The organism is Novosphingobium sp. RL4, assembly GCF_035658495.1.
Lineage (GTDB): Bacteria > Pseudomonadota > Alphaproteobacteria > Sphingomonadales > Sphingomonadaceae > Novosphingobium.
The window spans coordinates 2,322,799-2,337,993 of the sequence record NZ_CP141944.1; the positions used below are offsets into that span (position 1 = coordinate 2,322,799).

12 protein-coding genes are annotated in these 15,195 nt (G+C 64.2%); 2 read left to right on the plus strand and 10 right to left on the minus strand.

What is annotated here, in order from left to right; translation table 11 throughout:
• Positions 1–37 precede the first annotated feature (37 nt).
• The 9 genes from U9J33_RS11315 to U9J33_RS11355 form a co-directional block, all read right to left on the minus strand.
• Complete coding sequence (locus U9J33_RS11315) at positions 38–718, minus strand: hypothetical protein (protein WP_324695302.1); 681 nt, start codon at positions 716–718, stop codon at positions 38–40.
• A gap of 124 nt (positions 719–842) precedes the next feature.
• Entirely contained in the window at positions 843–2,204 is a 1,362-nt protein-coding gene (locus tag U9J33_RS11320; protein ID WP_324695304.1) for a pyruvate dehydrogenase complex E1 component subunit beta, read from the minus strand.
• On the minus strand, positions 2,204–3,289 hold the full coding sequence (gene pdhA, locus U9J33_RS11325; protein ID WP_185997376.1) for a pyruvate dehydrogenase (acetyl-transferring) E1 component subunit alpha: 1,086 nt from the start codon (positions 3,287–3,289) through the stop codon (positions 2,204–2,206). Before pdhA ends, U9J33_RS11320 begins: the two co-directional genes overlap by 1 nt.
• 161 nt (positions 3,290–3,450) lie before the next feature.
• Positions 3,451–3,777, minus strand: coding sequence for an FtsB family cell division protein (locus U9J33_RS11330; protein WP_243692748.1), 327 nt, complete (start codon positions 3,775–3,777; stop codon positions 3,451–3,453).
• 176 nt (positions 3,778–3,953) lie between these two features.
• Positions 3,954–5,471, minus strand: a complete 1,518-nt coding sequence (locus tag U9J33_RS11335; RefSeq protein ID WP_324695309.1) for an efflux transporter outer membrane subunit — start codon at positions 5,469–5,471, stop codon at positions 3,954–3,956.
• Between the two features lie 17 nt (positions 5,472–5,488).
• Complete coding sequence (locus tag U9J33_RS11340) at positions 5,489–6,601, minus strand: ABC transporter permease (protein ID WP_324695311.1); 1,113 nt, start codon at positions 6,599–6,601, stop codon at positions 5,489–5,491.
• Between the two features lie 4 nt (positions 6,602–6,605).
• Positions 6,606–7,685, minus strand: a complete 1,080-nt coding sequence (locus tag U9J33_RS11345; protein ID WP_324695313.1) for an ABC transporter permease — start codon at positions 7,683–7,685, stop codon at positions 6,606–6,608.
• A gap of 59 nt (positions 7,686–7,744) precedes the next feature.
• Positions 7,745–9,511 carry an ATP-binding cassette domain-containing protein gene (locus U9J33_RS11350; RefSeq protein ID WP_324695315.1) on the minus strand — a complete coding sequence of 589 codons (1,767 nt, stop codon included), beginning with the start codon at positions 9,509–9,511 and terminating at the stop codon, positions 7,745–7,747.
• Positions 9,512–9,549: 38 nt separating this feature from the next.
• A complete protein-coding gene (locus tag U9J33_RS11355; RefSeq protein ID WP_324695318.1) occupies positions 9,550–10,566 on the minus strand; it encodes an HlyD family efflux transporter periplasmic adaptor subunit in 1,017 nt (338 codons plus the stop codon).
• Positions 10,567–10,705: 139 nt separating this feature from the next.
• On the opposite strand from U9J33_RS11355, the gene U9J33_RS11360 reads away from it, so the two are divergent.
• Entirely contained in the window at positions 10,706–12,583 is a 1,878-nt protein-coding gene (locus U9J33_RS11360) for an ABC-F family ATP-binding cassette domain-containing protein (RefSeq protein WP_324695320.1), read from the plus strand.
• On the plus strand, positions 12,580–13,038 hold the full coding sequence (locus tag U9J33_RS11365) for a GreA/GreB family elongation factor (protein ID WP_324695322.1): 459 nt from the start codon (positions 12,580–12,582) through the stop codon (positions 13,036–13,038). The genes U9J33_RS11360 and U9J33_RS11365 overlap by 4 nt, the downstream gene beginning before the upstream one ends.
• Before the next feature lie 80 nt (positions 13,039–13,118).
• On the opposite strand, the gene U9J33_RS11370 is transcribed toward U9J33_RS11365, so the two are convergent.
• Positions 13,119–14,930 carry a DEAD/DEAH box helicase gene (locus U9J33_RS11370; protein WP_054437818.1) on the minus strand — a complete coding sequence of 604 codons (1,812 nt, stop codon included), beginning with the start codon at positions 14,928–14,930 and terminating at the stop codon, positions 13,119–13,121.
• Positions 14,931–15,195 lie beyond the last annotated feature (265 nt).

The window sequence follows — 15,195 nt, forward strand, 5'->3', positions numbered from 1 at the left end:
GCCATCGGGAAATTACATCTCTGTTATCGTTGGAATGTCAGCGGCCAAGCAGGCCGATGCGCATGGCCTTGAAGACACTGCGCGCCGATCCGCTGCCGCCGCGAGCCAGATTGTCCCGGGCCAGCCCTTCAAGGACGGCCAATGGACGCAGGCTCCTCGAAACGCGTGGGGACGCACCCTTTTCTCCCTGGACAAGTCGGCGCACGACCACGCTTTCGCCAGGATGATTGAGCTTGGTCGCAAGATCCGCAAGGGCCCAGCGCCGCCCCAGGACCAGCGCCGCATCTGCCTCGTCTTCCCGGCCAAGCGTTCTTGCAAGCGCGGCGAATGCGGCAGCCCGCCCGTCGACCATCTCCTCAAGCACGGCCGGAGCAAGCGGAGCTTCGCCGGTGAGCGCCTCCCAGCCATTCACCAGCGGGACGAGCATGGCGTTCGCGCCTTTCCAGCTACGCAGCACCGCAAGCAGGGGCTCACCCTCAGGCCATTCGCTGGCGTCGCGTCCCAGCGTTTCCCGCCACCAGGCAAGCCGGATCTGCGCCATCATCGGCTCGCGCGAATGCCGCAAAAGCCCTGCAAGGCGTTGATCGAGCGCGAGCAGTGCCAAAGTCGGCAGACGTGCGCGAGATGGCGCATAGGCGAGCGCCAGTTGCATGGTCTGCGGCAGCATCGGCAGAAGCTGATCTTCCGGGCGGCTTTCGGGGGCGGGTTGCTTGGGCACGGCGTCTCTCTAGCCCGCCCTGCCCCTTGCGCAAGTGCGTAACACGCCAAACGCAAGACGGCGGCGGAACCTTCGTTCCGCCGCCGTCTCGATTGTCACTGCCTGGGCAGCTTCAGCGCAAGGATCAGCGATAGCAGACCTTGCGGACAGCCTCGACGATGCGCGGCGTGTCGATAAGCGCAAGCTTTTCGAGGTTGGCCGCGTAAGGCAGCGGCACGTCCTCGTTGCAGACGCGGACAACCGGTGCGTCGAGATTGTCGAAGCCTTCCTCCATGCAGATCGCGGAAATTTCCGAAGCGATCGAGCAAACCGGGAAGCCTTCTTCGGCCACGACGATGCGGTTGGTCTTGGCGAGGCTCGCCAGCACCGTTTCCTTGTCGAGCGGACGCAGGGTGCGAAGGTCGATGACTTCGGCATCGATGCCTTCACCGGCCAGCTGCTCGGCCGCTTCGAGAGCGAGGCCGACGCCGATCGAGTAGGACACGATGGTCACGTCCTTGCCTTCGCGCATGATCCGCGCCTTGCCGATCGGCAGGACGTGATCGTCGAGTTCGGGCAGTTCGAAGGTACGGCCGTAGACCAGTTCGTTCTCAAGGAACACGACCGGGTCTTCGCTACGGATCGCCGCCTTCAGCAGGCCCTTGGCATCCGACGCGTCGTAAGGCGCGATCACGACCAGGCCGGGCACGTTGGCATACCACGGGCCGTAGTTCTGCGAGTGCTGCGCGCCGACGCGCGATGCCGCGCCGTTGGGGCCGCGGAACACGATCGGGCACCGCATCTGGCCGCCCGACATGTAGTTGGTCTTGGCCGCCGAGTTGATGATGTGATCGATCGCCTGCATGGCGAAGTTGAACGTCATGAACTCGATCACCGGACGCAGACCGCCCATGGCGGCGCCGGTGCCGATGCCGGCAAAGCCATATTCGGTGATCGGCGTATCGATCACGCGCTGCGGGCCGAACTCTTCCAGCAGACCCTGGGTAACCTTGTAGGCACCCTGATATTCCGCGACTTCCTCACCCATCACGAAGACGCGCGGATCGCGGCGCATTTCCTCGGCCATGGCGTCGCGCAGTGCTTCGCGGACGGTCGAGGTCTTCATGTTGGTGCCGAAGGGAACTTCGGGATCCTTCTTCGCGGGAGCCGGTGCCGGTGCTTCGGCCTTGACAGCCGGCGCGGCTTCGGCGGCGGGAGCAGCCTCTGCCTTGGGGGCCGGAGCGGAAACCGCCGAAGCGTCTTCGCCTTCACCGGCGAGCACGGCGATCACCGTGCCGACCTTCACGCCCTCGGTGCCTTCGGCCACGAGGATCTTGCCGACGGTGCCCTCGTCTACGGCTTCGAATTCCATCGTCGCCTTGTCGGTTTCGATTTCAGCCAGGATATCACCGGAAGCGACTTCGTCGCCTTCCTTGACCAGCCAGCGGGCAAGCTTGCCCTCTTCCATCGTCGGAGAGAGCGCCGGCATCTTGAGTTCGATCGCCATCAGTAGCGCTCCACCAGGACGTCAGTATAGAGTTCGGAAAGTTCGGGCTCGGGCGAGTTTTCCGCGAAGTCGGCCGATTCCGCGACTTGCGCGCGGACGCGCTTGTCGATTTCCTTCAGCGCGGCCTCGTCCACGCCAAGGGCGACGAGGTCGTTCTTCACGTGCTCGATCGGATCGCGCTTCTCGCGCACGTCCTGCACTTCCTCGCGGCTGCGATACTTGGCAGGGTCGGACATCGAGTGACCGCGATAACGGTAGGTGTTCAGTTCCATGAGAACCGGGCCATTGCCGGCGCGCACGTATTCCAGCGCCAGTTCGGCCGCCTTGCGGACTTCGAGCACGTCCATGCCGTCAACCTGCATGCCGGGAATCCGGAACGCGGTGCCGCGGCGGTAGAAGTGCGTTTCAGCCGAACCGCGCTTCACGGCGGTGCCCATGGCGTAGCCGTTGTTCTCGATCACGAAGATGATCGGGAGCTTCCAGAGAGCCGCCATGTTGAAGCTCTCGTAGACCTGGCCCTGGTTGGCAGCGCCATCACCGAAGTAGGCCATCGCGACACCGCCGTCTTCACGGTACTTGTGCGCGAAAGCGAGACCTGCGCCGAGCGAGACCTGCGCGCCGACGATGCCGTGGCCGCCGTAGAACTTATGCTCCACGCTGAACATGTGCATCGAGCCGCCCTTGCCACGCGAGATACCCGCGGCGCGGCCGGTCAGTTCGGCCATGATCACCTTGGGGTCGATACCATAGGCAAGCATGTGGCCATGGTCGCGATAACCGGTGATGACCGAGTCGCGGTTGGAATCGAGCGCGGACTGAAGGCCCACGGCAACGGCTTCCTGGCCGATGTAAAGGTGACAGAAGCCGCCGATCAGGCCGAGGCCGTAAAGCTGGCCTGCCCTTTCCTCGAAGCGACGGATAAGAACCATCTGCTCGTAAAGGTTGAGCAGTTCCTCCTTGTTCGGCGTGTAGCGCCGGTCGGCCGCGAGTGCCTCCTGGAGGCTGTGCAGCGCGAAGTCTTCGTCCTGTGCCGGAGTTACGGCAGGCTCGGCGCCGGAACCGGCGTCAATCTTGGCTTTGGGCAACGGGACTCCCCATCGTTGGTGCGATTGATTTCGGGCCGCTTATAGGACCCCGCGCGGAAATCGAAAGCGCGTTGAAGGAAATTTGCCGTCAATGGCACAAAAATTATGGCTGCCCGCAATGCAGCAGCCACAAACCGCGCCGAAAACCGGCGCGGACGGCTTCATTTGCCGATGAGCATGACCATTTCGTCAGGACGGGCAACATTGAGGTTGCTGCGCAGCAGTTCGCCGGCAAGATCGGGATCGACGCGGCGCTGGTCCAGCAGATTCACGCGGTTCTTCAGGCGATCCCGGTCGAGACGGAGCTCCGCCAGCTTGACGCGGCGTTCTTCCAGGAGATGCTGGTTCTCGGTCCAGGCGATGATGCCGCTTGGCCCCGCGATCACGAACGCACCCATCAGCAGCAGCACCGCAAGAGCGATGCCCTGGACCAGGCGTTCCTTGGCGAGGCTGGCTTCCTGTCGCATGATCTTGGGCTGGGACCTCATGGAAATCGATAGAATCACAAGTGATTCCGCGTTGCAAGCCGAAACAATAACCGATTCGCGGCGATGCGGAACAGGCTTGCGGCACGCCAGCTATCGCATGCCGGGGCATATTGGTGTTGATAACTTTTTGAAACATGCGCTGCACGTTCACGGGTGAACACATCGCCCCTTTCGGACTAATCCTTTGGAGGTATTCCCGGCGCTGAGGGGGCATTGCCTATCGCCTTGTTCACCGCTGCAAAGTGCGTGCGCAGACGCCCTTCGCTGTCTGCCACATCGCGAGCGGCCTGAAGCAGCCCGCGGCGGGCGTCGATGACCGGCAGGTAGTTGGCGGAACCAGCCCGATAGCGCGCCTCGACATTCTGCCATGCTGCTCGCGCGCTGCCTTCGCGGGCGATGAATTTCTCGCGTCGCTGCCACTCGGCAGTGTAGTCGTTCAGGGCATCGTCGATTTCCTGCCAGGCCTCCAATACGGTCGTCTGGTAGTTCACAAAGGCCTCGCGCGCTTCGAGCTTGCGGACCTGCACGGCGGCGCGGCGGCGACCTCCATCGAAGATCGGCAGGCTGAGGCCGGGCCCTATCTGCCATGTGCGGCTCGCCCAATCGAACAGGTTATCCTTGCGGTAGCTCTCCAGGCCGAACCCGCCGCCAAGCCGGATGGCGGGATAGAGATCGGCGATGGCAATGCCGATCTCGGCGGTGGCGGCGTGAAGTTTCGATTCGGCCGCCCGCACGTCCGGTCGGCGCTGGGCGACTTCGGAGGGCAGCCCTAGCGAAAGGTCCGGCGGCGCGGGAATTACGGTTGCATTTCGGGTAGGTAGTAGGAGATCGCGCAGGGAGCCCGGCTGCTGCCCCAAGGCCAGAGCGATACGGCCAATTTGCGCCGCTTCCTGCGCCTGAAGTGCGGGAAGGCTTGCCTCCAGGGCGCGCAGTCCGGCCCGGTCGGTTTCGAGGCCGGTATGGTTTTCCATGCCGCCATCGGCTCGCGCGGCGACCAGCGAAACCTGGTCTGTGAGCAGCGCGATGTCTTCCTTAGCCAAAGCGATCTGTGCCTGAGCGGTGCGCAGCGCAAAGTAGGCCTGGGCGACCTCGCTGGCGACGGACAGTCGTGCAAGGTCCAGCATGGCGCCCTGCCCCGCCACTTGCGCATCTGCCGATTCGATTGAGCGACGAACCCTGCCCCAGAGATCGATCTCCCATCCGGCATCGAAGCCTCCCTGATAGAGCGTGAAGGGATCGGCAAGGAACTTCGCCAGTTCGTCGCGACTAGCCCCCGATGCACTGCCCCCGATAGCGTCGAAAAGGCGGGTGGAGGCGCCATACTCGCTCATGCGCTCGCGGTTGACCTGGGCGCTCGCGTTGACTTGCGGCAAACTTGCGGACGCGGCGATACCTCGCTGCGCGCGGGCCTGCGCGAAGTGAAGCGCAGCGGTTTCGATATCGGGGCTGGCGGCCATGGCCTGCCGCTCCAGACGATCCAGAACGGGGTCGCCGAGTATGGTCCACCAGTCCGCCGGAATGGTTACGCTACCCGAAGTGGGCGCGATCAGGCTCGGGTCGCCTCCGCGCCAGCTTGCCCAGTCATCCGGGGCTGCGGGCGTGGGTGCCTTGAAGTCCGGACCGACCGTGCAGGCGGGAAGACAGAGGGCCAGTGACGTGGCTGTGAGTGCGGCAGTCAGGAACCTTGAGGTCATGCGCATTGGTCCTGGGATCAGGCGAGACGATGGCGGAACAGCCAGGCGGACAGAGGCAGCGTTATCGCCGCAACCACAAGCAAAGGCACGAAATCGAGCGCGATGTCTCCGAGCACTGCGCCTTCGAGATAGACCCGCCGGACGATGGCGACGCCGAAGCGCAGCGGGTTCGCGTAAGTCGCGATCTGGAGCACTTCCGGCATGTTGCGCACCGGCGTCAACATGCCGGAAAGCAAGGTCAGCGGCATGATGATGAGAAACGAGTAGAGCATCGCCTGTTGCATGTTCAGCGCCAGCGCCGAGATCGACATGCCGATGCCCACCGAGGCGAGGTTGAACACGAAAAGCCCGAAGTACAGCAGCAGTGGCGATCCGCTCATCGGGATCTGGAACCAGAAGCGCACGATCATCAGTACGATCGTCGATTGCAGCAATCCGACGACGATCGAGGGGAGCGCTTTCCCCACCAGTATCTGCAAAGGGGTGAGCGGTGTGACGAGAAGCTGGTCGAATGTTCCCTGCTCTCGCTCTCGCGCCACGGACAGCGCCGCCAGCAGCAAGGTCTGCAACATCGAAAGTGTGGCGATCATGGCGGGCATGATCTGCCATCGCGATTCGAGGTTCGGGTTGAACCAGGCCCGCCGGATCACGCTTACGCCCTGCATTCCGCTTCGCGCCGCATTGAAGCCCTGCGTCACCGAAGACACGTAAGCCGCAGCCGAACCCGCCGTAGTCGAGTTTCGGCCATCCAGGACGATCTGTACTTGTGCGCTTTCCCCCGCAGCCAGTCGGCGGTCGAAATCGGCCGGGATCGTTACCGCCATGAGCACTTTCCCACCATCGATCAACGACGCGATCTGGGCGGAGCTCGTCAGGGTGGCCTCTCTTGCGAATACCCCGGTACCATCCAACCGGGCGATGAACTCGCTCGCCGCCTGTCCCCTGCTCTGGTCGAGCAGCGCATAGGGCACATAGTCGAGATCGAGGATCGCGCCGTAGCCGAACAGCATGGACTGGATGAATGCCGGGGCCACCAACAACAGGCGGTTGGCCGGATCCTTGAACAGGGCCAGCACTTCCTTGCGGCACAGCACCGCGATCTGGGCGAACCATGCGATCAGGTAGTCCATCCCGTCAGTCCAGACGCTTGCGCAGGGTGCGCTGCGTCAGCAGGGTCAGCACCACGACGTAGCCGATCAGGATCGCGCAGTTGCGCAGGACCATTGTCCAGTCCGTACCGGCGAGAAACAGGCTCTTGATAACGCTCATGAAGTGCGTTGCCGGCAGCAGTTCGCCGACGATCCTCACCGCAAGAGGCACATTGCGCAAGTCGAACACGAACCCCGAGAGCATGAGCGCGGGCATGAAGCTTGCCAGAAGCGCCACCTGGCTCGCCGCGAACTGGTTGCGTGTCGCGCCTGAAATCAGGAGCCCGACCAGCAGCGAAACCAGCAGGTAGAGAAACGAGCAGAGCACGATCGCCACCATCGAGCCTCTGATCGGGACATCGAACAGGAAGCGCGCCGCCAGCAGGCACATCACCAGATCGATCATCCCCACCACGAGATAGGGCGCGATCTTGGACAGTACCATTTCGACGGGGCGAACCGGCGTGACGAACAGCGATTCGAGCGTGCCGCGCTCCCACTCCCGCGCAATCAGCAGCGAACTGAGGAAGGCGCCCACCAGGGTCATGACAAGCACGATCAACCCCGGCACAAGATACCAGCGACTGTTGCCCTCCTCGTTGAACCAGGTCCGCTGCATCAGCGTTACGCTGCCGCCGGCCCCGACCGAACCTGCGCGGTCGGACTGCCGCAGCACGACCGTGCCGATCGCGCCTTGCACATAGGCCTCCAGTGTCTGTGCGGTCGTGGAATCGACGCCGTTGAGGATGAGTTGGATCTGGCCGCCTGCACTTCCCCTGCCAACCGCTTGTGCCCGCGCGAAGTCGACCGGCACCCGCACGATGGCGTCGACCCGGCCGCTGCGCAGCATTTCGCTGGCCTCCTCCATCGTCTCGACATCGACAGGGGAGAGATAGGGCGATCCCCGGATGCCCGAGACGATCTCGCGCGCAGTATCGGAACGGTCCTGAAGCACCAGCGCGACAGGCGCATTCTTCACGTCGAACGAGAGCCCGAAGCCGAACAGAAGGATCAGCCCGACCGGCAGGAGCAGCCCGACCATCAGGTTGCTGCGGTCACGCAGCATCTGGCGCGTTTCCTTGCGAGAAAGAGCGGCCAACCTCGACAGGAAGGTGCTGTCCGCTGTCACGTCGCTACCTTGCTGTCATGATCGGCGGCGCGCCCCTGTTCGACAATGGCGATAAAGGCCGCATCCATGTCGATGTCGCCGCCGCCTGCCTGCTCGCGCACTTGCTGCGGAGTGCCGAGCGCAAGCATCCGTCCAGCATCCTGGATGGCGATACGATCGCAATATTCCGCTTCTTCCATGAAGTGCGTGGTGACAACCACCGTCACGCCGGCCTGCGAAAGCGCCGTGATCGTGCGCCAGAAGGATCGCCGCGCCAGCGGATCGATGCCGCTGGTCGGCTCATCGAGGAACAGGATTTCCGGTTCGTGCACGAGCCCTGCCGCCATGGCGAGCCGCTGCTTGTAGCCATGCGGCAGTTCTCCACTGACAGCCGCCGGATCGAGATCGAATTGCCCGATGATCGCCTTCACCCGTTCGCGCAGGATGGTGCCGCGAAGACCGTAGGCGCCCCCGAAGAACTCAAGGTTCTCGCGCACGGTGAGATTTGCATAGAGCGAGAATTTCTGCGCGACATAGCCGATCCGCCGCCGCGCCTGCGCCCGTGCGCGGCGCAAGTTGACACCCGCCACTTCGAGCGTCCCACTGGTCGCCGGAAGCAGCCCGCAGAGCATCCGGAAGGTCGTGGTCTTGCCCGCGCCGTTGGGACCGAGCAGCCCGAATATCTCGCCGCGCCGCACGTCGAACGAGGTGCTGGCGACGGCGGTGAAATCTCCGAAACGCCGCACCAGGTCGCGTACATGGATGACGGCCTCGTCATCTTCCGCCCCTCCCGGTTCGGGTTCTATCGCAACGATGGGCGCCTTGCTCTCCGCCTCGCGCACGCCATCGTGTTGGCGCAGCAGAAGCATGAAGGCATCCTCCAGTTGTTCGGCTCTCGGCTCCGCTTCAACGCCGTCGAGCAGGTCTTCCATGTCTTGCAGTTCGGCGTCGGGCGACCGGATGAAGCGCACCGCACCGCCTCTCGGCACCGCGTCTATGATCCGGTCGGGCGCATCGATCAACCTGGCCTGCAGATCGCGCGCAGGCATATTAGCAGGCGGTGCGGCCACGAAAGTCAGACCGCGGGCCTTTTTCGTCAGTTCACCCGGTGTGCCCTGATCCAGCAGGCGGCCGTGATCCATGACCAGCACCTCGTCGCAGCGCCCAGCCTCATCCATGTAGGCAGTGCTGACGATGATGCTCAGCCCCTCCGCCTCGATCAACTGCTCGATGATCTCCCAGAGATCGCGCCGCGACAGCGGGTCGACCCCGACGCTCGGTTCGTCCAGCAGGAGAAGATCGGGCACGCGCACAAGCGTGCAGGCGAGCCCGAGCTTCTGCTTCATCCCGCCTGAAAGCTTCCCCGCCGGACGTCCGGTGAAACGGGCCATGTCGGTCATTTCCAGCATTCGCGAGAAGCGCTCGGCGCGCAGCTCCTGCGGCACGCCGTGGAGATCGGCGTAGAGATCGAGGTTCTCCTGAACGCTGAGATCCTCGTAGAGACCGAAGCGCTGCGGCATGTAGCTGATTCGGTCCTGCACCGCCTGCGGACGCCGTGTCACGTCGATGCCCAGTACATCCAGAGTGCCACCGTCGGGAGCCAGCAATCCGGTCATCATCCGCATCAACGTCGTCTTGCCTGCCCCATCCGGCCCGACGAGCGCCGTGATCGTCCCCTCGCGGATGTCCAGACAAAGATCCTGCACGGCATCGAACGCTTTACCGTCCGCGCCGATGAAACTCTTTCGCAGGTTCCGGCTCCGCACCGTCAGTGCGCTTGTCATCCTGCCTGTCCCGGCGTCTTCGGTCTCGGCCGGGCCGTTCACCGGGCGTGCCCTTCACTTGGCGCACCAGTATTGATCCGCACCGTCACCGGTTGCCCGAGCCGCAAGGTCCCGTTGCGGTCATCAACCCTGACGCGCACTTCGTAGACGAGCGCAGTGCGCAGCGATTCGGTCTCTACCGACTTGGGAGTGAATTCCGCGACCGAGGAAATATAGCCCACCGTGCCCGCAACCGGCTTGTCGGGAAAACTGTCGCTCGTCACCCTCGCCTTCATGCCCATGCGGACACGGCCGAGATCGGCCTCCTCAACGTAGACGCGCACCCATTTCGGACTGGTCAGAGCCAGTTCGTAGACCGGCTTTTGCGGCGTGGCCATGTCCCCCACTTCGAGCAGGCGTGAACGGACCACCGCGTCACCGGGAGCCTTGAGTTCGCCTTGGGAAACCTGATGCCTGAGCAGCGCGAGCTGGGCCTCGGCGCCCTTCATCTGCGCATCGGCGGCCGCGACATCCTCAGCGCGAGGTCCGCGAATGGCGAGCTTGAGCGCTTCTGCCGCTTCCTTGGCCCGCGCATCGGCGACGGCGGCAAGATTTCTTTCCTGATCGAGTTCCTGCGCGCTGACGGCGCGGCCCTGCGTGGTAGAGGATACCTCTCGGGCCCGGCGCAAGTCGTCAGCGGCCTTGACTGCATCCGCCCTTGCAGCGGCAAGCCGCGCGCGCGCTTGCTGGAGTTCCTCGGGCCGGGTGCCGTTGCGAAGTTTGAGCAGGCTTTCCCGGGAAGCCGCGACCTGCGCCTCTGCATTGTCGGCCTGCAAGCTCAGGGTAGCCGTATCGAGTTGCGCCAGCACTTGTCCCGCCTTGACGGAATCGCCCTCCTCGACAGTCATCCGGGTGACCCGCCCACTACCGTCGAACGCCAGGGAGACCTGCCGAATGTCCACATTGCCGTGGAGAACGATCTCGTTCGGGTCCTTTTGGCTGCGGGTCATCCACCAGATCGCGGCAGCAGCAAGAACAAGCGCCACGACAATTGCGGCCCCCACGGTCTTCTTCATTCAGATTCCCCGGCCTGTTTCGGTGGAGCAACTCAAGAGATACCAACGACATACTTACATCGCATTGCGGCAAATCAAGCGCCATTTTCCAGTGAAGAGCGCGGTTTTGCTTTTTGCCCGGCGCTGCTAGAGGCAGCGCATGCTGACGATCCGTGACATTACCGTTCGCCTTGGCGGGCGCACCATCCTCGACCAGGCCGCTGCCACGATTCCCAAGGACGGCAAGGTGGGCCTGATCGGCCGCAACGGCGCGGGCAAGTCCACGCTCGTCAAGGCGATCATCGGTGAACTGGAGCCCGACGAAGGTTCGGTGGACATGCCGCGCCGTGCCCGTCTGGGCTATATCGCGCAGGAAGCACCCGCGGGGCACAAGACCGCGCTCCAGGCTGTGCTGGATGCCGACGCCGAGCGGATGTCCTTGCTTGCCGAAGCCGAGACCTGCACCGATCCCAACCGCCTGGGCGACCTCCACGACCGGCTTATCGCGATCGACGCCTATACCGGCGAAGCGCGCGCCGCGCGCATTCTCGTCGGCCTCGGCTTCGACGAGGCGATGCAGGCAAGCCCGCTGGACAGTTTCTCCGGCGGCTGGAAAATGCGTGTGGCGCTTGCGGGCCTGCTGTTCTCGCAGCCCGACGTGCTGCTGCTCGACGAACCCTCAAACCACCTCGACCTCGAAGCGACACTCTGGCTGGAGAACTTCCTCCAGACCTACCCCAAGACGCTGATCGTCATCAGCCATGAACGCGACCTGCTCAACAACGTGGTCGATCACATCCTGCACCTGCAGCAGGGCAAGCTGACGCTCTACCCCGGCACTTACGACAGCTTCGAGCGCATCCGCGCCGAACGCGCCGCGCAGGCGGTTGCCGCACGTGCGAATCAGGACGCCCAGCGCAAGAAGCTGGCCGACTACGTTGCCCGCAATTCCGCCCGCGCCTCCACCGCGAAGCAGGCGCAATCGCGCGCCAAGATGCTGGCGCGAATGCAGCCGATCGCGGCCATGGCCGAGGATTCCTCGCTGAGTTTCGATTTCCCGAGCCCGGATGAACTGCGCCCGCCGCTCGTCACGCTCGACCTCGCCTCGGTCGGCTACGTCGCTGACAAGCCGATTCTGCGCCGCCTCAACTTGCGCATCGATCCTGAGGACCGCATCGCCCTGCTCGGCCGCAACGGCAACGGCAAGACCACGCTGGCCCGCCTGCTCGCCCGCCAGCTCGAACCGATGGAAGGTTCGCTCACCTTCTCGCCCAAGATCCGTATCGGCTACTTCACCCAGTATCAGGTGGAGGAACTCCCCTCTGACTCAACCCCGCTCGAATTGATGACCCGTGCCATGGCTGACAAGCCGCCGGTCGCGGTGCGCGGACAACTGGGTCGCTTCGGGTTCTCCGGCCCGCGCGCGACGGCCGGGATCGGCACCCTTTCCGGCGGCGAACGCGCGCGTCTTGCCCTGGCGCTGGTGACGCGCGACGCGCCGCACATGCTGATCCTCGACGAACCGACCAACCACCTCGACGTCGACGCCCGCGAGGCGCTGGTGCAGGCGCTCAACGATTTTGCCGGCGCGGTGATTCTCGTCAGCCACGACCGGCACATGGTCGAACTGGCGGCGGACCGTCTGGTACTGGTCGATCAGGGCACGGCGGACAACTACGACGGCTCGATGGAGGACTACATCGACTTCGTGCTTGGCCGGAACCAGCCCAAGAGCGGCGACAGGCAAGGCGAGGGCAAGCCGGCACGCAAGAATGGCACCGTCGCCCGCGAGGAACTCAAGGCCCTGCGCAAGAAGGTCTCGGAGACCGAAACCCGCATGAAGCGCATCCAGCAGCAGCTTGACGCGCTCGATGCCGTGCTCGCGGACCCCGGCTCCGCCAAGGGCGACCTTGCCAGACTGGGCATCGGCGAGATCGGCAAGCGCCGCACGCAGGCGGCAGAGGATCTGGAAGTGGCCGAAGCCTTCTGGTTCGAAGCCAGCGAGGCCATGGACCAGTACATGGGCGGCAACGCATGAGCGTAGCCTTCCGGCGCGACGGTGACGAAGAACATCTCGAACCCAAGTTCGAAGTGCCGATCCCGCCCGGCCCCAATCTCGTGACGGCCGAAGGCGTGGCGATTATCGGTTCGCGGATCGCTGGTCTGGAGGCGCTGGTTCCGACATTGACCGAGGATACTGCTCTCAATACCGCCAAGCGTGATCTGCGCTACTGGCGCAAACGGCTGGCGACAGCCGAAGAGCAGCCCGCGCCCGCCGGCGATACCGTGATGTTCGGTCACCGCGTGCGCTTCACCCTGAAGGGGCAGACGCGCGAAATCCGGATCGTCGGGCATGACGAAGCCGATCCGGCCAAGGGCGATCTCGCCTTCACTGCCCCGCTCGCCCGCGTCCTGTTGGGCTCCGGGGCGGGTGAGTTCGTCGATTTCAACGGACAGGAAGACGCAATCGAGGTCCTCGAAATTCTGGCCTGAACCGGAAAACATCCCCGAAAACCAAAAACGGGGCCTTCGCGGGCCCCGTTTTCGTTTTCAGTGTCCTGAAAAAGCCGTTCTTAGAACGACTTCCTCGGCTTCTTGTGGAACGGCTTACCGCCCGCGCCGGGGCCACCGGGACCACCGCGATCATTGCGCGGACCGCCGGTCGGACGGGGCTTGTGGTGACGCGGGCCATCGAAACCGCCACGTCCACCTTCCTCGCGCCCATAAGGCTTGCGGCCACGACCCTGCGGTCCGTCACGACGACGATCGCGTGCGATATCGCGCGGTGTTTCGGTCGCGACTTCGATGCGGATCGTGTTTTCGACGTCGCCGCTCTCATCATGAGAGGTACGCTCGACCGAACGGATGAACTGGTCGGCCATGTCCCGCGGGATCTGGAAGTGGGTCTGGTCGGCGCCGATGCGGATCTGGCCGACCGCATTGCGGGTGACGTGACCACGGCGGCAGAGCAGCGGCAGGATCCAGCGCGGATCGGCATGCTGTTCGCGGCCAACATCCATCGTGAACCAGACCACATCGTCGAAACCGGGACGCTGGCGCGCTTCGCGGGCTTCCGGGCTGTTGCCGATGAGTTCCTCGGGCTGCGGCAGACTTGCGCGGTGGGCGCGAACAAGTGCGACGGCGAGGTCTTCCGGGCTCACCTTTTCAAGCAGGCCGCGCGCGATTTCACGGTCCTCGTCGTCCGCTTCGACCGGGGCCAGCAGCTTGTCCATCAGACGGCTGCGATCGGCTTCGCGGATCGCTTCGGGGCTCGGCGCGGAAATCCACTCGGCCTCGATGCGGGCACCGCGAAGCATACCCTCCACGCGGCGACGACGCGGGAACGGCACGACGATGACGGCAGTGCCCTTCTTGCCCGCGCGGCCGGTACGGCCCGAACGGTGCTGGAGCGTTTCGGCATCGCGCGGAATCTCGACGTGTACGACGAGGCTCAGCGAGGGAAGATCGATGCCGCGTGCAGCGACGTCAGTGGCGACGCAGACGCGGGCGCGCTTGTCGCGAAGCGCCTGAAGCGCGTTGTTGCGCTCGTTCTGCGAATGCTCGCCCGAAAGCGCCACGGCCGAGAAGCCGCGTTCCGTCAACGTGGAGTGAAGGTGCTTCACATTGTCACGGGTGGCGCAGAACAGGATCGCGGTTTCCGCGTCATGAAGGCGAAGCAGGTTTACCACCGCGTTTTCGACATCGGCCGGCGCAACGGTAACCGCTTGATAGGTGATGTCACCATGGCCGCGGTTCTCGCTGACCGTCGAAATGCGCAGGGCATTGGTCTGGTAGCGACGGGCCAGCGCTTCGATCGGACGCGGCATGGTAGCCGAGAACAGCAGCGTGCGGCGGCTGGCCGGCATCGCGTCGAGCAGTTCCTCAAGGTCTTCACGGAAGCCCATGTCGAGCATCTCGTCCGCTTCGTCGAGCACGACGACCCGCAGCGAGGAGAGGTCCAGCTTGCCACGTTCGAGGTGATCGCGCAGACGGCCCGGCGTGCCAACGACGATGGTGGCGCCGCGCTCAAGCTGCTTGCGCTCGCGAACGGGGTCCATGCCGCCAACACACGTGACGATGCGAGCGCCGGTCGAGGCGTAGAGCCAGGTCAGTTCGCGGCTAACCTGCAGCGCAAGTTCGCGCGTGGGCGCGATAGCAAGTGCGAGCGGCGCTTCGGCATAAGGAATGGAGCCGTCGGCCAGCAGTTCGTCGCCCATGGCGATGCCGAATGCGACGGTTTTGCCGGAACCGGTCTGCGCCGAAACCACGAGGTCGCGTCCACGCGCTTCGGCTTCGGCGACAGCGGCCTGAACCGGGGTCAGATTCTCATAGCCATGCGCGGTAAGCGCTTCGGCGAGAGGCTGGGGGAGCTGGGAAAAAGTCATGAGTTTGTCGAATCGTCCTGTGCCGCTTGCGCGGTCTGATCTGGTAAGGCCTGATGAGGGGTGCGCGACCCCAACGGGCCTGTTGACGGGCTCCATAGACAAAAAACTCGCGTTTGGCGCGCACCAATTTCATAAAAAGCAACAACGGGCTTGCGCGGGCGGCAAATTTTCGGTCGTCGGACGCTTCGAACAGCAAGTTCGCCGCGCATAATGCAGGGTGCCTGCCGGGCTCTTCTGCGCTGCAGCCAGAGCCCGGACAGCCTGC

Excerpts from the sequence above, each read along its gene's own strand:
- U9J33_RS11340 (WP_324695311.1), bottom strand. The coding sequence starts at position 6,601 with ATGGACTACCTGATCGCATGGTTCGCCCAGATCGCGGTGCTGTGCCGC.
- U9J33_RS11335 (WP_324695309.1), bottom strand. The coding sequence starts at position 5,471 with ATGACCTCAAGGTTCCTGACTGCCGCACTCACAGCCACGTCACTGGCC.
- U9J33_RS11370 (WP_054437818.1), bottom strand. The coding sequence starts at position 14,930 with ATGACTTTTTCCCAGCTCCCCCAGCCTCTCGCCGAAGCGCTTACCGCG.
- U9J33_RS11345 (WP_324695313.1), bottom strand. The coding sequence starts at position 7,685 with ATGCTGCGTGACCGCAGCAACCTGATGGTCGGGCTGCTCCTGCCGGTC.
- U9J33_RS11350 (WP_324695315.1), bottom strand. The coding sequence starts at position 9,511 with ATGACAAGCGCACTGACGGTGCGGAGCCGGAACCTGCGAAAGAGTTTC.
- U9J33_RS11355 (WP_324695318.1), bottom strand. The coding sequence starts at position 10,566 with ATGAAGAAGACCGTGGGGGCCGCAATTGTCGTGGCGCTTGTTCTTGCT.
- U9J33_RS11360 (WP_324695320.1), top strand. The coding sequence starts at position 10,706 with ATGCTGACGATCCGTGACATTACCGTTCGCCTTGGCGGGCGCACCATC.
- U9J33_RS11365 (WP_324695322.1), top strand. The coding sequence starts at position 12,580 with ATGAGCGTAGCCTTCCGGCGCGACGGTGACGAAGAACATCTCGAACCC.
- U9J33_RS11330 (WP_243692748.1), bottom strand. The coding sequence starts at position 3,777 with ATGAGGTCCCAGCCCAAGATCATGCGACAGGAAGCCAGCCTCGCCAAG.
- U9J33_RS11320 (WP_324695304.1), bottom strand. The coding sequence starts at position 2,204 with ATGGCGATCGAACTCAAGATGCCGGCGCTCTCTCCGACGATGGAAGAG.